The 19675-nt window shown below is 57.4% G+C and carries 18 protein-coding genes; 15 read left to right on the top strand and 3 right to left on the bottom strand.

Features of this window, described 5'->3' with window-relative positions:
- Positions 1-195: 195 nt before the first annotated feature.
- The 6 genes from ffh (at position 196) to QN377_RS03170 (ending at position 4280) form a co-directional block, all read left to right on the top strand.
- Positions 196-1572, top strand: coding sequence for a signal recognition particle protein (gene ffh, locus QN377_RS03195; RefSeq protein ID WP_095001250.1), 1377 nt, complete (start codon positions 196-198; stop codon positions 1570-1572).
- 249 nt (positions 1573-1821) lie between these two features.
- On the top strand, positions 1822-2073 hold the full coding sequence (gene rpsP, locus QN377_RS03190; RefSeq protein WP_095001251.1) for a 30S ribosomal protein S16: 252 nt from the start codon (positions 1822-1824) through the stop codon (positions 2071-2073).
- 5 nt (positions 2074-2078) lie between these two features.
- On the top strand, positions 2079-2618 hold the full coding sequence (gene rimM / locus QN377_RS03185; protein ID WP_048363294.1) for a ribosome maturation factor RimM: 540 nt from the start codon (positions 2079-2081) through the stop codon (positions 2616-2618).
- A gap of 2 nt (positions 2619-2620) precedes the next feature.
- Complete coding sequence (gene trmD / locus QN377_RS03180) at positions 2621-3373, top strand: tRNA (guanosine(37)-N1)-methyltransferase TrmD (protein WP_003440270.1); 753 nt, start codon at positions 2621-2623, stop codon at positions 3371-3373.
- Between the two features lie 45 nt (positions 3374-3418).
- Positions 3419-3769 (top strand): 50S ribosomal protein L19, encoded by a 351-nt coding sequence (gene rplS / locus QN377_RS03175; protein WP_003440273.1) that lies wholly within the window; start codon positions 3419-3421, stop codon positions 3767-3769.
- Positions 3770-3866: 97 nt separating this feature from the next.
- Positions 3867-4280: an acyl-CoA thioesterase gene (locus QN377_RS03170; RefSeq protein WP_095001252.1), complete on the top strand. Its 414-nt coding sequence runs from the start codon at positions 3867-3869 to the stop codon at positions 4278-4280.
- 6 nt (positions 4281-4286) lie between these two features.
- Here QN377_RS03170 and QN377_RS03165 read toward each other — a convergent pair whose 3' ends face one another.
- Positions 4287-6083: a cation:proton antiporter gene (locus tag QN377_RS03165; RefSeq protein ID WP_095001253.1), complete on the bottom strand. Its 1797-nt coding sequence runs from the start codon at positions 6081-6083 to the stop codon at positions 4287-4289.
- A gap of 120 nt (positions 6084-6203) precedes the next feature.
- Here QN377_RS03165 and xerD point away from each other — a divergent pair, with 120 nt between their 5' ends.
- From xerD to QN377_RS03135, 6 genes are all read left to right on the top strand, one after another.
- On the top strand, positions 6204-7100 hold the full coding sequence (gene xerD / locus QN377_RS03160) for a site-specific tyrosine recombinase XerD (RefSeq protein WP_322212447.1): 897 nt from the start codon (positions 6204-6206) through the stop codon (positions 7098-7100).
- A gap of 122 nt (positions 7101-7222) precedes the next feature.
- Positions 7223-7954: a DsbC family protein gene (locus tag QN377_RS03155; RefSeq protein WP_095001255.1), complete on the top strand. Its 732-nt coding sequence runs from the start codon at positions 7223-7225 to the stop codon at positions 7952-7954.
- Between the two features lie 136 nt (positions 7955-8090).
- Positions 8091-9395 carry a homoserine dehydrogenase gene (locus QN377_RS03150; RefSeq protein ID WP_095018199.1) on the top strand — a complete coding sequence of 435 codons (1305 nt, stop codon included), beginning with the start codon at positions 8091-8093 and terminating at the stop codon, positions 9393-9395.
- A gap of 105 nt (positions 9396-9500) precedes the next feature.
- Positions 9501-10910 (top strand): threonine synthase, encoded by a 1410-nt coding sequence (thrC, locus tag QN377_RS03145; protein WP_095001256.1) that lies wholly within the window; start codon positions 9501-9503, stop codon positions 10908-10910.
- 120 nt (positions 10911-11030) lie between these two features.
- The gene (locus QN377_RS03140) at positions 11031-13127 is read left to right on the top strand and encodes a transporter substrate-binding domain-containing protein (RefSeq protein ID WP_095001257.1); all 2097 of its coding nucleotides are present in this window, start codon (positions 11031-11033) and stop codon (positions 13125-13127) included.
- Between the two features lie 131 nt (positions 13128-13258).
- On the top strand, positions 13259-13678 hold the full coding sequence (locus tag QN377_RS03135) for a response regulator (protein WP_095001258.1): 420 nt from the start codon (positions 13259-13261) through the stop codon (positions 13676-13678).
- Between the two features lie 164 nt (positions 13679-13842).
- Here the strand turns inward: QN377_RS03135 and QN377_RS03130 are convergent, their stop codons facing one another.
- The gene (locus tag QN377_RS03130; RefSeq protein WP_095018198.1) at positions 13843-14655 is read right to left on the bottom strand and encodes a TIGR02285 family protein; all 813 of its coding nucleotides are present in this window, start codon (positions 14653-14655) and stop codon (positions 13843-13845) included.
- Between the two features lie 43 nt (positions 14656-14698).
- Positions 14699-15898, bottom strand: coding sequence for a CaiB/BaiF CoA transferase family protein (locus QN377_RS03125; protein ID WP_095018197.1), 1200 nt, complete (start codon positions 15896-15898; stop codon positions 14699-14701).
- Positions 15899-16032: 134 nt separating this feature from the next.
- On the opposite strand from QN377_RS03125, the gene QN377_RS03120 reads away from it, so the two are divergent.
- The 3 genes from QN377_RS03120 (at position 16033) to QN377_RS03110 (ending at position 19638) form a co-directional block, all read left to right on the top strand.
- Positions 16033-16575, top strand: a complete 543-nt coding sequence (locus QN377_RS03120; RefSeq protein WP_016781928.1) for a YaeQ family protein — start codon at positions 16033-16035, stop codon at positions 16573-16575.
- Positions 16576-16616: 41 nt separating this feature from the next.
- Positions 16617-18326 carry a single-stranded-DNA-specific exonuclease RecJ gene (gene recJ, locus QN377_RS03115; protein WP_095018196.1) on the top strand — a complete coding sequence of 570 codons (1710 nt, stop codon included), beginning with the start codon at positions 16617-16619 and terminating at the stop codon, positions 18324-18326.
- A 205-nt stretch (positions 18327-18531) separates the two neighbouring features.
- Positions 18532-19638, top strand: a complete 1107-nt coding sequence (locus tag QN377_RS03110) for an NADH:flavin oxidoreductase/NADH oxidase (protein WP_095018195.1) — start codon at positions 18532-18534, stop codon at positions 19636-19638.
- Positions 19639-19675: the final 37 nt, after the last annotated feature.

Here is a 19675-nt window from a genome sequence, read left to right as displayed (position 1 = left end):
CAAGCCCGAAAGGACTGAGTTTGGCATACAACCGCCTGTGCACGAAAGACCACATAAGCCGACGGCATGGTGTCGGACACGGCCAGTCTTCGCTATAATCCGCGACCTGCCCACGCCGCAGGCTCGCCGAGCATCAGTTTTACACGGGCTGGGCCGCAATAACCCCGGTCTACTTTGGGCCTGAAAGGATCGCGCATGTTTGAAAATTTAACCGACCGTCTTTCGCAGACGCTGCGCCATGTCACCGGCAAGGCCAAGCTGACCGAAGACAATATCAAAGACACCCTGCGTGAAGTACGCATGGCGTTGCTGGAAGCCGACGTGGCTTTGCCAGTGGTCAAAGACTTCGTCGCTGCGGTCAAAGAGCGCGCTGTCGGCACTGAAGTGTCGCGCAGCCTGACGCCGGGCCAGGCGTTTGTAAAAATTGTTCAGGCTGAACTTGAAAGCCTGATGGGCGCTGCCAACGAGGACCTGGTCCTTAATGTCACGCCGCCAGCCGTTGTATTGATGGCCGGTTTGCAGGGCGCTGGTAAAACCACGACTGCCGGCAAGCTGGCGCGCTTCCTTAAAGAGCGCAAAAAGAAAACTGTGATGGTGGTCTCGGCCGACGTTTATCGTCCGGCTGCGATCAAACAGCTCGAAACCCTGGCCAATGAAGTCGGTGTAACCTTCTTCCCGTCCGACCTGAGCCAGAAGCCGGTAGACATCGCTCGCGCCGCCATTGCGGAAGCCAAGCTGAAGTTCATCGACGTGGTCATCCTCGATACCGCAGGTCGCCTGCATATCGATGCCGAGATGATGACCGAGATCCAGGAGCTGCACGCGGCCGTCAAGCCGGCAGAAACCCTGTTTGTCGTCGACGCCATGACTGGCCAGGATGCGGCCAACACCGCCAAGGCGTTCGGTGATGCATTGCCGCTGACCGGGGTGATCCTGACCAAGGTCGACGGTGATGCCCGGGGTGGTGCGGCGTTGTCCGTGCGAGCCATTACCGGCAAGCCGATCAAGTTCATCGGTATGGGTGAGAAGAGCGATGCGCTCGAGCCGTTCCACCCGGATCGTATTGCTTCGCGCATCCTCGGCATGGGCGACGTGCTCAGCCTGATCGAGCAGGCCGAACAGACCCTCGATAAAGACAAAGCCGACAAACTGGCTAAAAAGCTTAAAAAAGGCAAAGGCTTCGATCTCGAAGACTTCCGCGACCAGCTGCAACAGATGAAGAACATGGGTGGCCTTGGTGGCCTCATGGACAAACTGCCGAACATGGGTGGTGTCAATCTGGCGCAAATGGGCAATGCCCAGGGCGCAGCTGAGAAACAGTTCAAGCAGATGGAAGCCATCATCAACTCCATGACCCCGGCCGAGCGCCGCGACCCTGAGCTGATCAGCGGTTCGCGCAAACGCCGGATTGCCATGGGCTCCGGCACTCAGGTGCAGGACATCGGCCGCTTGATCAAGCAGCACAAGCAGATGCAAAAGATGATGAAAAAATTCTCCACCAAAGGTGGGATGGCGAAAATGATGCGCGGCATGGGCTCGATGATGCCCGGCGGCGGCATGCCAAAAATGTAATTTACCCGCCCGGACGCTTGCGTCCGGGCAACTCGCAGCAATGCGAGACACCCGGCAAACCCGCACTGTGCGGGAGCTGACCTGTCACCATTCGTGGTGACCTAGTTGCAAGTCTGTATGGCATGCCGATAGGCGCCAGAAAAAGACATTTGCAAAAGTCCGGATATTCCTTAGAATATGCGGCCTTTCGGGCACCTATGCCCGCTGTGCCTTTAGATTTGCAGCACCGACTACAGGAACGATGTTCACATGCTAACAATCCGTCTTGCCCTTGGCGGCTCCAAAAAGCGCCCGTTTTACCACTTGACCGTTACCGACAGCCGTAACCCACGTGACGGTTCCCACAAGGAACAAATTGGTTTCTTCAACCCGGTTGCCCGTGGTCAGGAAATCCGTTTCTCCGTTAAAGAAGACCGCCTCGCCTACTGGCTGAGCGTTGGTGCTCAACTGTCTGAGCGTGTTGCTCAGCTGGTTAAAGAAAACGCTAAGGCTGCGGCCTGAGCAATATGAGCGTGACGCCTGAAACTGCTGATGATTTGATCGTTATCGGCAAAATCTACTCGATTCACGGCGTGCGCGGCGAAGTGAAGGTTTATTCCTTTACGGATCCAATTGATAACCTGTTGGACTACAAAAAACTGACGCTTCGGCGCGGTAATGATGTACGACAGGCAGAGCTGGTCAGTGGCCGTTCTCATAACGGCAAGTTTCTGGTTGTAAAGCTCAAGGGTCTCGATGACCGTGATGAAGCTGGTCTTCTTCGTGAATTCGAAATCTGCGTGCCGCGTAACCTGTTTCCTGAACTGACCGACGGCGAGTACTACTGGTACCAGCTGCAGGGACTGAAAGTGACCAACCTTGAAGGGCAATTGCTCGGCAAGATTGTTGACCTGATGGAAACTGGCTCGAACGATGTCATGGAAGTCAAACCTTGCCCAGGTAGCCTGGATGATCGTGATCGCTTGTTGCCCTATACAGAGCAATGCGTGTTGAGCGTCGACCTTGCAGCTGGCGAGATGAAGGTGGATTGGGATGCGGACTTCTAAGCGTGGCTAAATTGCGCGTAGAAGTGATCAGTTTGTTTCCCGAAATGTTTTCCGCCATCAGCGACTACGGCATCACTAGTCGTGCGGTGAAACAAGGGCTCTTGCAGCTGACTTGTTGGAACCCGCGAGACTACACAACGGATCGGCATCACACTGTGGATGATCGCCCATTTGGCGGTGGTCCGGGCATGGTGATGAAGATCAAGCCTCTGGAAGATGCACTGGTTCAGGCCAGAGAAGCAGCCGGAGAGGCGGCGAAGGTGATTTACCTGTCGCCCCAAGGCCGTCAACTGAATCAGTCGGCGGTACGCGAGCTGGCGAATGAGGAAGCATTAATCCTTATTGCAGGTCGTTATGAAGGCATTGACGAGCGTTTTATAGACGCTTATGTCGATGAAGAGTGGTCAATTGGTGACTATGTACTCTCTGGTGGCGAGCTGCCGGCGATGGTTCTGATTGATGCGGTTACACGACTGCTGCCTGGAGCTTTAGGGCATGCGGACTCCGCGGAGGAAGATTCCTTCACGGATGGTCTGCTGGATTGCCCGCACTACACCCGACCGGAGGTGTATGCGGATCAGCGTGTTCCCGACGTATTGCTTAGTGGCAATCATGCACACATCCGGCGTTGGCGTTTACAGCAGTCCCTTGGGCGGACCTTTGAACGACGCGCCGATCTTCTGGAAAGCCGCTCGCTTTCTGGAGAAGAGAAGAAGCTGCTCGAGGAATACATCCGCGAGCGGGACGATAGTTAACAACGTATCGATGGTAGATCAGTTGATCTACCTTAGGAGCACAGCATGACTAACAAAATCATCCTTGCACTCGAAGCAGAGCAGATGACTAAAGAGATCCCTCCTTTTGCCCCGGGCGACACCATTGTCGTTCAGGTGAAAGTGAAGGAAGGCGATCGTTCGCGTCTGCAAGCTTTCGAAGGTGTAGTGATTGCCAAGCGTAACCGTGGCGTGAACAGTGCTTTCACTGTTCGTAAAATCTCCAACGGTGTTGGCGTAGAGCGTACTTTCCAGACCTACAGCCCGCAAATCGACAGCATGGCTGTTAAGCGTCGCGGTGACGTGCGTAAAGCCAAGCTGTACTACCTGCGCGACCTGTCGGGTAAAGCAGCTCGCATCAAGGAAAAACTGGCTTAAGTCCAGCTTCCCGATGCAGAAAAAAGCAGCCTTCGGGCTGCTTTTTTGTTGCCTGAGATTTGTCAGACCTTTGTCCAGTTGTAGGTAGTAAGAAAGCATGACTTCGCGTGAGCAAGAGATTCAACGCCGTACCGACCTCTCCGTTACCCGTATTACCAAAGCGGTATTCCCCTCTACCACCAATCACCACAACACCCTGTTTGGCGGCACCGCGCTGGCGTGGATGGACGAAGTTTCGTTTATTGCCGCAACGCGTTTTTGTCGTCTGCCGTTGGTGACTGTGTCCACGGACCGTATTGATTTCAACCATCCGATCGCGGCTGGCTCCATCGTTGAGCTGGTGGGGCGTGTGGTTAAAGTTGGCAACACCAGCCTCAAGGTTGAGGTCGAGGTGTATGTCGAAAGCATGAGCTGCGATGGTCGCGAACTGGCGATCCAGGGCTTGTTCAGCTTTGTCGCCATCGATGATGACAAGCGCCCGGTACCGGTGTTGCCAGGGTTTGCCTCGTAACAGCTGCTACGGGTGCCTGATCAACGCCAGCAGCGTCCACCCGGAGCCTGGTTTCAATTCACTGTCAGGTGTCACTACATGCACCCAGCCAGTGTTGTCGCGGGCGAAGAGCAGGGTGACGCGCTTGCCATGCAGGGCCAGGTAGTCCGCCCAGGTGAAGTTGTCGGTCAGTGTGGTGCTGTACAGCTCGGCTCCCTGGCTCAACTCACTGGCGAGCTGGCCGTAGGTCAGCGCCGGGTTGCCCAGGGCTTGACCGCGGTACTCGTGGCTGGCGCGATGCTTGTCAGTGCGACGAATTTCCTGGCCATTGGTCAGTGTAAACAAGCGCTGTAGCCCGAACTCGTGATGAAAGCGTGCCGCTGCCAGGGTATTCAACTCGCCAGAGGGTGACAGTGCGAGCAAATGCCCCAGCCCCACCAGATCCAGGTGACTCTCGGCATGCTCTGAAGCCGGATTGCCAAAGTAAGTGGGCAAGTTGTCCATGCGCGCGGCGCGAATGTGTTCCCAGTTGGAATCGGTTAGCAGTACGCGGCTGCCCAGTTGCTGCAATGCCTTGCCAATAACCCGGGCCGGGCCATTGGCGCCAACGATCAAAAAGCCGCTGGGGGCCGGCTCCGCCACTTTGAGCAGGCGGGCCAGGGGCCGTGCCGTCGCGCTTTGCAGCACCACCGTACCGATGATCACTGCAAAGGTCAGGGGCACCAGTAGCAGCGCGCCGTCATGGCCTGCTTCGTCCAGGCGGATCGCAAAAATTGCTGAAACGGCTGCCGCGACGATCCCGCGTGGGGCGATCCAGGCGAGCAAGGCGCGTTCGCGCCAGTTCAGTTTTGAGCCAAAGGTCGAAATCACCACGTTCAGCGGCCGGGCGATAAATTGAATAATCAGCAGCAACACCAGCACCACAGGCCCCAGGCCGATCATGGCGTTCAAGTCCAGGCGCGCCGCCAGCAGGATAAACAGCCCCGAGATCAGGAAGATGCTCAGGTTTTCCTTGAAGTGCAGGATGTTGCGTACATCCACCCCCTTCATATTGGCCATCCACATGCCCATCAAGGTGACCGCCAGCAGTCCGGACTCATGCATCACCGTATTGGCGCCAATAAATACGCCCAGCACTGCTGCCAGCGTGGCCAGGCTGTGCAGGTACTCCGGCAGCCATTGGCGGCGTACGATCTGCCCCATGATCCAGCCACCTACAATGCCGAACAAGCTGCCGCATACAATCACCCCGGCAAAGGTCAGCAGGCTGTGGCTCAGGCCCTCGCCCGTGGCGCTGGCGATGATAAAGCTGTAGACCACCACCGCCAGCAGCGCGCCAATCGGGTCGATGACAATGCCTTCCCAGCGCAGGATATTGGCAATCGATGCCTTGGGCCGTACTACGCGCAGCATCGGCACAATCACCGTAGGCCCGGTGACCAGTGTCAGCGTGCCGAACAGCAAGGCCAGAAGCCAGTCAAAGCCCAGTAGCCAATGGGTCGCCAGGGTGATCACGGCCCAGGTCGAGAGCGCACCGATAGTTACCAGCCGATGGACCACAGTGCCGATTTCGCGCCACTCGGACAAATGCAGGGTCAGGCTGCCTTCAAACAGAATCAGCGCCACCGCCAGTGAGACCAGCGGCATCAGCAGCGGGCCGAACAATTCTTGCGGGTCCAGCCAGCCCAATACCGGGCCGACCAGGATCCCGCTCAACAGCAGAAACAGGATGGCCGGCAGCTTCAGTCGCCAGGCCAGCCACTGTGAGCCCAGGGCAGCGATGCCGATGCCGCCGAAAGACAGCAAAATCTGTTGTTCGGTCATAAGGTCATCCTGTGAAAACTTGGGGTTTATGGCATCCGCCAGCCATGAAAGACTAGCGCTCACTTTTGCAGTTCACTTTATATTTGTGCGCAGCCTCCGGCCTGTGCGTTTCGAGAGCCAATGCCCGCTATAGACGACCCACTTATCGACCGTTTTCTGGATGCCCTGTGGCTGGAAAAAGGCCTGTCGGACAACACCCGCGGTGCTTATCGCAGTGACCTGGCCTTATTCAATGGCTGGTTGCAGGAGCGCGGTATCGGTGTGGCCAGCGCCGGGCGCGAGTTGATCCTCGATCATCTCGCCTGGCGCCTGGAGCAGGGCTACAAGCCTCGCTCGACTGCGCGCTTGCTCTCAGGTTTGCGTGGCTTCTATCGTTATTTGCTGCGAGAAAACCTGATTGCCGTCGACCCTACCTTGCAGGTCGATATGCCCCAGTTGGGCAGGCCATTACCCAAGTCCCTGTCAGAGGCAGACGTAGAAGCGCTGCTCGCCGCCCCTGATCTGAGTGAGGCCATCGGCCAGCGTGATCGGGCCATGCTTGAAGTACTGTATGCCTGTGGCCTGCGCGTAACCGAATTGATCAGCCTGACTCTGGAGCAGGTCAACCTGCGCCAGGGCGTTTTGCGCGTGATGGGCAAGGGCAGCAAGGAACGCCTGGTGCCGATGGGGGAGGAGGCCATCGTCCGGGTCGAGCGCTACATGCGCGATGCCCGGCATGAGCTGCTGGGCGGTCGCCCCAGTGATGTGCTATTTCCCAGTCAGCGCGGTGAACAGATGACCCGCCAGACCTTCTGGCATCGCATCAAGCATCAGGCCAGGGTGGCCGGGATCGACAAGTCGCTGTCGCCACATACCTTGCGCCATGCCTTCGCCACCCATTTGCTCAATCACGGCGCCGATTTGCGTGTGGTGCAAATGCTGCTGGGGCACAGCGACCTCTCGACGACGCAGATTTACACCCATGTTGCCCGTGCCCGACTGCAGGACCTGCATGCCCTCCATCACCCGCGTGGCTAGTCGGAGTCGGTCATGCAGGCCATCTGTGGTAGGCTTTGCCGGTTTAGAAAGCGCGCCGCCCAAACCCGTTGTTTCAGGACGGGTATCGGGGTTGGCAGCTTTGCCCGTCTTCAGGAGTTCCCATGCGTGTGATCCAGATTTTCGCCGCCGCAGCCATTGCGTTGGTCAGCACCTTCTCGTTCGCCGATACCGGCGCCGAACAAGCAATCCGCAAGAGCCTCGAAACCCTGCAACTGGATGTGCCGGTCGAGAGCATCAGTGCCAGTCCCATGGCCGGCCTGTATGAAGTCAAGCTCAAGGGCAGCCGCGTGCTGTATGCCAGTGCCGATGGCCAGTTCATCGTTCAGGGCTACATGTTCCAGCTCAAGGACGGCAAGCCGGTGAACCTGACCGAGCAGGCCGAACGTGTTGGCGTGGCCAAGTTGATTAATGGCATTCCGGTGGCAGAGACCGTCGTTTACCCTGCCATCGGCGAAACCAAGTCGCATATCACGGTATTTACCGACACCACTTGCCCGTACTGCCACAAATTGCATGCCGAAGTCCCGCAACTGAACAAGATGGGGATTGAAGTGCGCTATGTTGCGTTCCCGCGTCAGGGCCTCGGCTCACCGGGTGACCAGCAGCTGCAGGCAGTGTGGTGTTCCAAGGACAAAAAAACGGCGATGGACAAGATGACTGATGGTAAAACCGTCGAGGCGCCAAAATGCGCCAATCCGGTTGCCAAGCAGTTCGCCATGGGCCAGTCCATCGGCGTCAATGGCACGCCAGCCATCGTTTTGGCTGACGGTCAGGTGATTCCGGGTTATCAGCCTGCTGCGCAGGTTGGCAAGCTGGCACTCAGTGTTAAATAATCCAGTGTCGTCACGATAAGCCTGTGACGATCATGGCGGGGCAGTTCAGTTGCCCGGCCATTAATAGAGAACCGTGGCAATCCACGGTTGTTTTTCACGGCCGACCTTGAGTCGGCTGTTTTATGGGGAGTTCAGCGTGAATCCGGTCAAAGTAGGTATCTGTGGGCTCGGGACCGTCGGTGGCGGCACCTTCAACGTACTAAAGCGTAACGCCGAGGAGATTGCCCGCCGTGCCGGGCGTGGTATCCAGGTTGCGCAAATTGCAATGCGTACGCCAAACCCTCAGTGCGACATTACCGGTACCCCCATTACCAACGATGTATTCGCTGTTGCGACCAACCCTGAAATCGACATTGTTATCGAGCTGATTGGTGGTTACACCATCGCCCGTGAACTGGTGCTCAAGGCCATCGAAAACGGCAAGCATGTCGTGACCGCGAACAAGGCGCTGATTGCCGTTCACGGTAATGAAATCTTCGCCAAAGCCCAGGAAAAGGGCGTGATCGTGGCGTTCGAAGCGGCCGTTGCAGGCGGTATCCCGGTGATCAAGGCGATCCGTGAAGGTCTCTCGGCCAATCGTATCAACTGGGTGGCGGGCATCATCAACGGTACCGGTAACTTCATCCTCACCGAAATGCGCGAAAAAGGCCGTACGTTCGAAGACGTGCTGGCTGAAGCACAAGCGCTGGGTTATGCCGAGGCAGACCCGACGTTTGACGTTGAAGGTATCGATGCGGCGCACAAACTGACCATTCTGGCGTCGATTGCTTTCGGTATCCCGTTGCAGTTCGACAAGGCCTACACCGAAGGCATCACCAAGCTGACAACCGCTGATGTGAGTTACGCAGAGGCGCTGGGTTATCGCATCAAGCATCTGGGTGTTGCACGCAGCACGGCCAACGGCATCGAGTTGCGGGTTCACCCGACGCTGATTCCGGCTGACCGCCTGATCGCCAACGTCAACGGTGTAATGAACGCAGTCATGGTCAACGGTGACGCTGCCGGTTCGACCCTGTTCTATGGTGCTGGCGCCGGTATGGAACCAACGGCTTCGTCCGTGGTTGCCGACCTGGTAGACGTGGTGCGTGCCATGACCAGCGACCCGGAAAACCGCGTACCGCACCTGGCCTTCCAGCCGGATCTGCTCTCCGACCATCCGATCCTGCCGATCGAAGCGTGCGAAAGCGCCTACTACCTGCGCATCCAGGCCAAAGATCACCCGGGCGTATTGGCCCAGGTGGCGAGCATCTTGTCCGAGCGCGGCATCAATATCGAATCGATCATGCAGAAAGAAGTCGAAGAGCATGACGGCCTGGTGCCAATGATCCTGTTGACCCATCGGGTAATTGAACAGCACATCAACGATGCCATTGCCGCGCTTGAAGCATTGCAGGGCGTTGTGGGTCCGGTCGTTCGCATCCGCGTTGAGCATCTTAATTAATTAAGAGCGGCAAGCGGCAGCGGCAAGCGGCAAGCAAGAGCACATCGGCTTTTACTTGTTGCCTGGCGCTAAACCGCTTGGCGCTCAAACCGAAGGTTTGAACCCATGCGCTATATCAGTACCCGTGGCCAGGCACCGGCCCTGAATTTTGAAGATGTGTTGCTGGCCGGTCTGGCCAGTGATGGCGGTTTGTATGTACCGGAAAACCTGCCGCGCTTTACCCAGGAAGAAATCGCTTCCTGGGCCGGTTTGCCTTACCACGAACTGGCCTTTCGGGTTATGCGCCCGTTCGTGACCGGCAGCATTCCGGACGCAGACTTCAAAAAGATTCTCGAAGAAACCTACGGCGCGTTTTCCCACGCAGCTGTAGCGCCACTGCGTCAGCTAAATGGCAATGAATGGGTACTTGAGCTGTTCCACGGTCCGACCCTGGCGTTCAAGGACTTTGCCCTGCAACTGCTCGGCCGCTTGCTCGACTACGTGCTGGCCAAGCGTGGCGAGCGTGTGGTGATTGTCGGCGCGACTTCCGGGGATACCGGTTCGGCGGCGATCGAAGGCTGCAAGCATTGCGAAAACGTCGACATCTTTATCCTGCACCCCAACAACCGGGTATCGGAAGTCCAGCGTCGGCAGATGACCACGCTGTTCGGTGACAACATTCATAACATCGCCATCGAAGGCAACTTCGATGACTGCCAGGAAATGGTCAAGGCCAGCTTCGCCGACCAGGGTTTCCTCAAGGGTACACGCCTGGTCGCCGTAAACTCGATCAACTGGGCGCGGATCATGGCCCAGATCGTTTACTACTTCCATGCCTCCCTGCAACTGGGCGGGCCACACCGTTCCGTGTCGTTCTCGGTGCCTACCGGCAACTTCGGCGACATCTTTGCGGGCTACCTGGCACGCAACATGGGCCTGCCGATCAACCAGCTGATCGTTGCCACCAACCGCAACGACATCCTGCACCGCTTCATGAGCGGCAATCAGTACGCCAAGGACACCTTGCACGCGACTCTGTCGCCGTCGATGGACATCATGGTGTCGTCGAACTTCGAGCGCTTGCTATTCGACCTTCATGGTCGCAATGGCGCAGCCGTTGCCGGTCTGATGGATACCTTCAAGCAAACCGGCAATTTCAGCGTTGATGAAGATCGCTGGACCGAAGCGCGTCGTCTGTTTGATTCGCTGGCGGTTGATGATGAGCAAACCTGCGAAACCATCGCTCAGGTATTTGTCGAAAGCGGCGAAGTGCTCGATCCGCACACCGCTATCGGTGTGCGTGCGGCCCGTGAATGCCGTCGCAGTCTGGATATCCCGATGGTCATTCTGGGCACGGCACATCCGGTCAAGTTCCCTGAAGCGGTTGAAAAAGCCGGCATAGGAAAAGCGCTCGAACTGCCGTCTCACCTTTCTGACTTGTTTGAGCGAGAGGAGCGTTACACCGTACTGGCTAATGACCTCAAGGCTGTCCAGGGCTTTGTCAGCCAGCATGGCAACCGTGGCAAGCCGCTTTAACGGCATTCGTCTTACGTAATTTGAAGCCCGTCATCTGACGGGCTTTTTTATTGGTGCATGGCAAACTTGCCAGGTCTTCGCCCCTTCTGTGCTGGCGAATACCCGGTCAAGGATGCTGTCATGTCACGTATTCACCAGACATTTGAATCATGGATGCGCATAGTGCTGGGCATGGCCTTGTTGAGCCTGGCCCTGCCGGTGATGGGCGCTTCCGGAACGCCTTTCAGGCTCGCAACACGCTTTGTGGATATCCAGCCTCTGCAACTGGATGCCCCGGAGCGGCAATGGCTGGCCAATCATGGAACGCTACGGGTTGGTATCGCCATCGGTGATTACGAACCGGTCGACATCACCGACGACCGCAATAACTATCAGGGCATCAGCGCAGATTACCTGAGCATCGTTCGAGACACGTTGGGCGTGCCTGTTGAAGTCCTGGGCTACAGGCGTCGTGATCAGGCCGTTGCAGAGCTGCTGGCCGGCAATATCGATATTCTGGCCAGCGCCAGCGGGTTTGAGCGAGGGATTGAAGGTGTAGCTTTTTCCCGGGAGTACATGACTGATCGACTGGTTATCGTTTGTCGCTCATGTGAGGAAGAGCCGGTCAAAAACTGGGTCGGGAAAAAAATCGGTTTTATGGAGGGCTACGTCGATATTCATACCGCCCAGGCGTTTTACCCTGACAGTGAAATCACCACCATCAGTGACCTGCATAATGCAATGGACGCGCTGGTTGAGGGGGATATCGACGGGTTTATCGGCAATGAACTTATCGTGCAGTCATTCAAAAGTGTCCGGCCTCATTCGGGGGTGCGCATTATCGGTGATAGCGCCTTGCCATCCTCCGGTTTTGCATTTGCTACACGCCTCTCTGACCCCGAACTTGGGTTGCTGATCAACCGCGCGCTGGGCAGTCTTGATGACAATACATCGCGCATGGTGCTTTCACGCTGGATCATCGGGCTTGAAGGGCACGCTGTTCAATCGCATATCAACCTGCTGCCTGGCGAGCTTGAGTGGATCCAGCGCAATCCGGTTGTAGCCCTGGCGACCCAGCAGTTCCCCTTGTACGCATTCAAGACCGGGGACGGTCGTTGGGTAGGGCTGAGTGTGGATATTCTGGCGCGAATTTCTCGCATGACCGGGCTGCAGTTTGTACATAAAGAAGCGTTTTCAACGGTACAAATCCTCGACATGCTCAAAAGTGGCGAGGCACTGATGAACTCAAGCCTCTCCAGAAGTCGTGAGCGCAAAGCTTTTTTGAACTTCACCTATTCCTACGGTGGGGCACCCTGGGTGTTTGTTGTGCGAGTCAATGATTCCCGGCTGGGTTCATTGGACGAACTGGCCGGCAAGGTTCTGGCGCTTCCAGCCAGGCATGCCCTCGAAGACTTGATTCGACGTGAATACCCCGCAATCACCCTGCATCTGGTTGATACCTACGCCCAGGCACGTCACGCGGTCGCCAATGGCGAGGCAGATGCGACGATACAAACAGAGACACAGGCTCATCTTTACCCACCGGGGCGCCTCAAGGTCGGACGCAGTGTTGACGGGCAATGGGCTGCCGCCAGCTTTTCGGTCCCTGTTCTATACCCGGAGCTTTTCAGCATCATGAACAAGGCGTTGGAAGCCATGCCCATGGCCGAGATTCGGGCGCTGAGAACCAAGTGGCTGGGGGGGGTGGGCAAACCGCTGATCATCGAGAGTGGCCTGTATCACTCAGCCCGTCTTTATTGGGCGATAGCGGTCTTGATTGCGGCCGGGCTTATGTTGTTTGTGTACAACTGGTTTCTGCGCAGGCAACTGATTATTGCGCGTCAATCCGAGAAAACCCTGAATGAGCAGTTGGGGCTCAGTCACCGCTTTCTGGATGGCATTCCCAGCCCGATTTTCGTGGTTGGCCTGGAGGGAGAGCTGATTACCTGCAATCAAAGCTATGAGCAGCGTTTATCTGTCCAGTTGGGACGGATTCGCGGGTTGAAGGTGACTGATGTTGATTTGTTTTCGAAGGAGCTGGCCGAGAAGCTCCAGCGGGAAATAATGCGCATGATTCAAAGCCGCAAACCCTGTTACCAAAAACGTTGGGTGGAGTTTAAGTCCGGAGGCATGGAAATCTATCAGTGGGTTGTTCCGTTTTATTCAGAGACTGGGCGTCTGGAGGGGCTGGTAGGAGGATGGTTCGACAAATCTGAAGCTAAAAAGTGGGATCAGTAAGCTGGTTTGATCCAGTAAATGAAAGGCGTTGTGGATTCCTATGGTATTTACAGATATGTCCTATGTGTATTGAGTGTTGAGCCCACTAAGGTTTACCTCCTCTGTAGCGCTAGGTTTATGCCTGAAGGCCCATGATGCGATCTTTGAAAGTATTGATTCTTGAAGACAACCCGTTTCAATTAATGGTGTTGCATCAGATGTTGAACGCCTTCCGCATTTTTGACGTGTTGACGGCCGAAAGCGTTGATTGCGCCCGCGAGTCCTTGCTCAGGCGCGGTGCCATAGACGTGGCCATTTGTGATTTGTATATGGAAGGGGCGTCAGGGCAGGAGCTGATCAGCGAGTTGGCCCTTGAACGCAAAGCTGCAGCGTTGATTATTTTGAGTGCTGCTGCACCTCCGGTGGTCGAGAGGGCGGCCAGAGTGGCCCGCAGTCAAGGTCTCAGGGTGCTGGGGTGTCTGTCAAAACCCGTGACCATAGGGGCGCTGGGGCAATTGTTGGGTGCCTTCGAGCTACAGCAGATAAGTGCTGATGGCGCGAATGCAGATTAATTGCCAGTAACGGGGGAACTTCCAGCAGGTTTGGTTTGTCAGATTTTTCATCAGCAGGAGCAAGTTTATTGCTCCGATACTTGTAGCCTGTTGAGCGGGTTATCATGACCCTGTTAAACCCCGAGCAGCCTCCCCACTGCTCGGGGTTTTTTTATGCGTACGTGTCATTGCTCATCCAGGTAAGACAGGGATGGCGAGCCCAATGTGGTGAGTATCGAATTGACCCTGCGAATGACCTCACGTCCTTGCGCAGTGTCCGAGCAGCCAACGTAAATCGACTGATATTCCGGGGCGCCCTGGATCGGATAAAACAGCAGTTCGTCGGATGACAAACCTTGCTGACTGGCCTTGGCCTGGATTTCTGGCCAGTAGCCCAATAGCGTCGGCATACGGCCTGCATGTTGCATTTGCAGCAGGCTGCCCAACGGATCGTTACCGTAATGCATGACAATCTGGCCTGGCGGGCTCAGCTTCAGCTGGCTATCAATCAATACTCCGTAGCTGCGTTTGGCAATGATTCCAAGCTTGAGGGTTTGCGCCTTGAGCAGCCCCGGCAGGTCTACCTTGTCGTCATGGACAAAGGGTTCGATCAAATGCTGATTCTCACGCAGTATGGCCATGCCATTGCTGTGCATGATCGCAACGGGCTCGGAGTAAACGATCGAGAGGGCGCGGGCGGGATTCCAGATCAGCGCCGGATCGCAGGTCAGCGAGGGTTCTTCAAGCATCTGCAGGGCCCGAGCCCGGTTAACCCGCATTATCACGTGCTGGTATTGCGGCATGCCTGCGATCAGGGCTGGCATCACCTGGTCGACTATCCCCTTACCTTTTTGCGGGCCATGAAACACCGTTAACGGTGGCAGGTCGCGCAACAACCAGATGAGTGTGGGTGCTGCCTGACTGCCAGGGGCCCAGGCCAGAAACAATGCGGTGATCAGGCCTGCCCAAAGTCTTCGCAAGGTCGAACGCTGGGTCATGCTGCTGATCTCCTTGGGTGGCCACTAAAAATGGGCAACACGCCTAGATGGCGCCCGCTTGCTTGAGGTTGGCGATTGCTGCAGCGTCGTAACCCAGGCTGTTCAACACCTCGATGTTATGTGCACCCAGTTCGGGGCCTACCCAATCTGCCGTGCCCGGAGTATCGGAGAGCCTTGGCACGATACCGGGCATCTTGAAGTCTTTACCGTCAGGCAGTTTGGCCTGCAGGAACATTTCACGGGCCAGAAACTGTGGATCGCTGAACATGTCTTCTGCCGAGAAAATACGGCTGGCAGGCACCTGCGCTGCGCCCAGTTGTTCAAGTACCGTGGCCAGCGGCAGCGAGCCGACCCAGCGGTCAATCACGCCATACAGTTCGTCACGGCGTGCGTCACGACCATCGTTGTGTGCAAGCTCCGGGTCGTTGGCCAGATCGTCGCGCCCGATAATCTGCATAAAGCGCTTGAAAATGGCGTCGCCATTGGCGCCGATCTGTACGTGCTTGCCGTCCAGGCTGGTATGGATGGAAGAGGGCGTAATTCCCGGCATGATATTGCCGGTACGTTCACGGATGAAACCGAACACATCGAACTCGGGCACCATGCTTTCCATCATGGCAAAAATCGCTTCGTAGAGCGCCACGTCTACCACCTGGCCCTGGCCGCCGTTGACCTCGCGATGACGCAAAGCCATAAGGGCACCGATCACACCCCACAGCGCGGCAATCGAGTCGCCAATCGAGATGCCTGTGCGCACTGGCGGACGATCTTCGAAACCGGTGATATAACGCAGCCCGCCCATGGATTCGCCGACCGCACCAAACCCCGGCTGATCTTTCATCGGGCCGGTCTGGCCAAAGCCGGACAGGCGCACCATCACCAGCTTGGGGTTCAGTGCATGCAGCACATCCCAACCCAGTCCGAGTTTCTCCAGAACCCCGGGGCGAAAGTTTTCGATCAGAATATCGGCGTCTGTCAGCAGCTCCTTGAGAATGCTCAGACCGTCGGGGTGTTTTAGATTCAGGGTCAGGGATTTTTTGTTGCGCGCCTGGACGAACCACCATAGCGATGTGCCTTCATACAGCTTGCGCCATTTTCGCAGCGGGTCGCCGCCGTCAGGAGATTCGACCTTGATCACCTGGGCGCCAAACTCGGCGCAAATGCGCGATGCAAATGGCCCGGCGATCAGGGTACCCAATTCAACAACTTTAAGGCCTGAAAGGGGTTTGGTGGCGAGCGGCATGTGGAATCCTTGTCCAAGGGCGAGCGAGTACAGCCTTTTAACATAGCTGGCGGCTGGCAAGAAGCTGGCCGATTCGTTCAATCACGGTGTATCGGTTAGACTTGTCGCCTTTCTCCGTATCAAGAAGCCCGTTCATGGCACAGCCGTCCACGACCTACAAGTTTGAACTCAACCTTACCGATCTCGATCGCGGGGTCTATGAAAGCGTCAAGCAGACCATCGCCCGCCACCCTTCGGAGACCGAAGAACGCATGACTGTGCGCCTTCTGGCCTACGCTTTTTGGTACAACGAGCAGCTGTCTTTTGGTCGAGGCCTGTCAGATGTAGACGAACCGGCCCTGTGGGAAAAAAGCCTGGATGACCGTGTTCTGCACTGGATCGAAGTCGGACAGCCCGATGCCGACCGTCTGACCTGGTGCTCGCGCCGTACCGAGCGCACCAGCCTGCTGGCCTATGGCAGCTTGCGTGTGTGGGAAGGCAAGGTGATTCCTGCAATCAAGAACCTGAAGAACGTCAATATCGCAGCCGTTCCGCAAGAGATTCTTGAGGTGCTGGCCAAAGATATGCCACGGGTTATCAAGTGGGACGTGATGATCAGCGAAGGCACGATTTTCGTGACCGACGATCGCGGCCAGCACGAAGTGCAACTGCAGTGGCTGCAAGGCGAACGCGGCTAAGTTCCAACCCTTTTTTACGCTTAGAGACTCTTCACCTGCTTATGCGCATCGAACCTCGTCCACTGCCTGAAACCCTACCTTTTCTGGGCGAAATGCCAACCCTGCTGACCCGTCTTTACGCTGCTCGGGGTGTGCAGTCGCAAGCAGAACTGGACAAGAGCCTGGCGCGGCTGATTCCGTATCAGCAGCTCAAGGGCATCGATGCTGCGGTGGACTTGCTGGTGGTCGCGCTTGAGCAGCGCCAGCGCATCCTGATCGTCGGCGACTTTGACGCCGACGGCGCCACAGCCAGCACCGTGGGCATGCTGGGTCTGCGCCTGCTGGGGGCGGCCCATGTCGATTACCTGGTGCCTAACCGCTTCGAATATGGCTACGGCTTGACCCCGGAAATCGTCGAAGTTGCGCTGACCCGTACGCCGCAGCTGTTGATCACGGTCGATAACGGAATTTCCAGTATCGAAGGTGTGGCCGCAGCCAAAAAAGCTGGTTTGAGCGTGCTGGTTACCGACCACCACTTGCCGGGCAGTGAATTGCCGGCCGCGGATGCCATCGTCAACCCCAACCAGCCCGGCTGCGAGTTCCCGAGCAAGGCGCTGGCGGGGGTAGGGGTGATCTTCTATGTGCTGATCGCTTTGCGGGCGCGCTTGAACAGCCTGGGCTGGTACCAGAACAGCAAGGCGCCGAATATTGCCGAATTGCTGGATCTGGTGGCGCTGGGCAGCGTCGCGGACGTGGTGCCGCTGGATGCGAACAACCGCATCCTGGTACACCAGGGGCTTGAGCGCATCCGTGCCGGGCGTGCCCGGCCCGGGCTCAAGGCTATTCTGGAAGTGGCCAAGCGTGACCATTCGAAAATTACCTCCACCGACCTGGGTTTTATCCTCGGGCCGCGCCTGAATGCCGCCGGGCGCCTGGACGACATGAGCCTGGGTATCGAATGCCTGCTCACCGATGACGCCAATGCCGCACGGGAAATGGCTGCGCAACTGGACGAAATGAACCAGGACCGTAAATCCATCGAGCAGGGCATGCAACGTGAAGCGCTGGCCCAGCTCAAGGATCTGACCATCGACAGCATGCCGTTTGGCCTGTGCCTGTTCGACCCCGAGTGGCACCAGGGAGTGATCGGAATTCTGGCTTCGCGGCTCAAGGAGCGTTACTTCCGCCCGACTTTTGCCTTTGCCGATGCCGGGGATGGCATGCTCAAGGGCTCCGGCCGATCGGTGCCGGGCTTTCATATTCGTGATGCACTGAGTGTGGTGGCTGCACAGCATCCGGACTTGATCAGCAAATACGGTGGCCATGCCATGGCGGCTGGCCTGACTTTGCCTGAGGCTAACTTCCCGCTGTTCTGTGAGGCCTTTGATGCTGAAGTGCGGCGTCAATTGCGTGAAGAAGACCTGACCGGGCGCATGCTGTCTGACGGCAGCCTGGCAGTGGAAGAGTTTCACCTGGAGCTGGCGCGTGCCCTGCGCAATGCCGGGCCATGGGGGCAGCACTTTCCCGAACCGCTGTTCCACGGGGTATTCCAGTTGGTGGAGCAACGCATCGTGGGGGAGCGGCATTTGAAAGTCGTGCTCAAGACCGAATGCGGCAGCGTAAAGCTCGACGGCATTGCTTTCGGGATCGACCGCGAAGTGTGGCCGAACCCGACCATTCGCTGGGTGGAACTGGCCTACAAGCTTGACCTCAACGAATTTCGCGGCAACGAAACCGTACAGTTGATGATTGCCCATATCGAGCCGCGCTAATCCGCCAATCCCCTGTGGGAGCGGGCTTGCTCGCGATGCTTTCACCGCGGTTGGCCTGACAGGCCGCGGTGCCCGTATCGCGAGCAAGCCCGCTCCCACCAAAACCACCACGTCCCGTTGCGATATGAACTCCCCCTCATCCAGTGTTGTCGACTAGGCTCTTCAGAAGTACTTGGAGCCTGCCCACTGGAATTAGAGGTGACCCATGAGTCTGCTGCTCGAACCCTATACCCTGCGCCAACTGACCCTTCTTAACCGCATTGCGGTCTCGCCAATGTGCCAGTACTCCAGCGTCGATGGGCTGGCAAATGACTGGCACCTGGTCCACCTGGGCAGCCGTGCCGTTGGCGGCGCCGGGCTGATTTTTACCGAAGCCACTGCCGTCACCCCCGAAGGCCGTATCACTGCCCAGGATCTGGGCCTGTGGAACGACGAGCAGATTGAACCCCTGCAACGCATCACCCGCTTTATTCGCTCCCAGGGCGCTGTAGCCGGCATCCAGCTGGCCCATGCCGGGCGTAAGGCCAGCACCCACCGCCCCTGGTTGGGCAAGCATGGCAGCGTCAAGGTGGAGGAGGGCGGCTGGGTGCCTGTCGGGCCGTCCCCCATTGCCTTCGACCCACAGCACACTGCGCCAGTGCAACTGGACGAGATCCAGATCAATGAGGTTATCCAGGCGTTCGTGGCTGCCGCCAAGCGAGCGCTGGAGGCTGGCTTCTCGGTGGTTGAAGTACATGCTGCTCATGGTTACTTGTTGCATCAATTTCTTTCACCGTTGAGCAACCAGCGACGTGACCAATACGGCGGTTCGTTCGAGAATCGCATCCGTCTGGTGTTGGAAGTCACCGAGGCCGTGCGCGGTGTATGGCCGCAGGAGCTACCGCTGTTTGTGCGGGTCTCGGCCACCGACTGGGTGGAAGACGGCTGGAACCCTGACGAAACCGTCGAACTGGCACGACGCCTCAAGGCATTGGGCGTGGACCTGATCGACGTGTCTTCGGGCGGTACCGCAGCCAATGCCGAGATTCCGGTGGGGCCTGGCTACCAGACCCGTTTTGCCGAGCGCGTGCGCAAGGAGGCCTGCATTGCCACCGGTACGGTGGGCATGATCACCGAACCGGCCCAGGCCGAGCATATTTTGCGTACCGGGCAGGCCAACCTGATCCTGCTGGCGCGTGAACTGTTGCGTGACCCGTATTGGCCGTTGCATGCAGACGATGACCTGGGCGGTAAAAAGGCCATCTGGCCAGCCCAGTACCAGCGCGCGACCCATCGCGACCAACCGATTCATGAGTCCGACCTGCGCGACTGATAGCCAGTGCTCTTTACGATAAACCTGCCTGCGGGCG

Origin of the sequence: Pseudomonas sp. CCC4.1 (assembly GCF_035019225.1) — a bacterium.
GTDB classification, from domain to species: Bacteria; Pseudomonadota; Gammaproteobacteria; order Pseudomonadales; family Pseudomonadaceae; genus Aquipseudomonas; species Aquipseudomonas bubulae.
Note: the sequence above shows the minus strand (reverse complement) of the source record. Positions and strands in the feature narration are given on the sequence as shown.

Excerpts from the sequence above, each read along its gene's own strand:
- ffh (WP_095001250.1), top strand. The coding sequence starts at position 196 with ATGTTTGAAAATTTAACCGACCGTCTTTCGCAGACGCTGCGCCATGTC.
- rpsP (WP_095001251.1), top strand. The coding sequence starts at position 1,822 with ATGCTAACAATCCGTCTTGCCCTTGGCGGCTCCAAAAAGCGCCCGTTT.
- rimM (WP_048363294.1), top strand. The coding sequence starts at position 2,079 with ATGAGCGTGACGCCTGAAACTGCTGATGATTTGATCGTTATCGGCAAA.
- rplS (WP_003440273.1), top strand. The coding sequence starts at position 3,419 with ATGACTAACAAAATCATCCTTGCACTCGAAGCAGAGCAGATGACTAAA.
- QN377_RS03170 (WP_095001252.1), top strand. The coding sequence starts at position 3,867 with ATGACTTCGCGTGAGCAAGAGATTCAACGCCGTACCGACCTCTCCGTT.
- QN377_RS03165 (WP_095001253.1), bottom strand. The coding sequence starts at position 6,083 with ATGACCGAACAACAGATTTTGCTGTCTTTCGGCGGCATCGGCATCGCT.
- xerD (WP_322212447.1), top strand. The coding sequence starts at position 6,204 with ATGCCCGCTATAGACGACCCACTTATCGACCGTTTTCTGGATGCCCTG.
- QN377_RS03155 (WP_095001255.1), top strand. The coding sequence starts at position 7,223 with ATGCGTGTGATCCAGATTTTCGCCGCCGCAGCCATTGCGTTGGTCAGC.
- thrC (WP_095001256.1), top strand. The coding sequence starts at position 9,501 with ATGCGCTATATCAGTACCCGTGGCCAGGCACCGGCCCTGAATTTTGAA.
- QN377_RS03140 (WP_095001257.1), top strand. The coding sequence starts at position 11,031 with ATGTCACGTATTCACCAGACATTTGAATCATGGATGCGCATAGTGCTG.
- QN377_RS03135 (WP_095001258.1), top strand. The coding sequence starts at position 13,259 with ATGATGCGATCTTTGAAAGTATTGATTCTTGAAGACAACCCGTTTCAA.
- QN377_RS03130 (WP_095018198.1), bottom strand. The coding sequence starts at position 14,655 with ATGACCCAGCGTTCGACCTTGCGAAGACTTTGGGCAGGCCTGATCACC.
- QN377_RS03125 (WP_095018197.1), bottom strand. The coding sequence starts at position 15,898 with ATGCCGCTCGCCACCAAACCCCTTTCAGGCCTTAAAGTTGTTGAATTG.
- QN377_RS03120 (WP_016781928.1), top strand. The coding sequence starts at position 16,033 with ATGGCACAGCCGTCCACGACCTACAAGTTTGAACTCAACCTTACCGAT.
- recJ (WP_095018196.1), top strand. The coding sequence starts at position 16,617 with ATGCGCATCGAACCTCGTCCACTGCCTGAAACCCTACCTTTTCTGGGC.
- QN377_RS03110 (WP_095018195.1), top strand. The coding sequence starts at position 18,532 with ATGAGTCTGCTGCTCGAACCCTATACCCTGCGCCAACTGACCCTTCTT.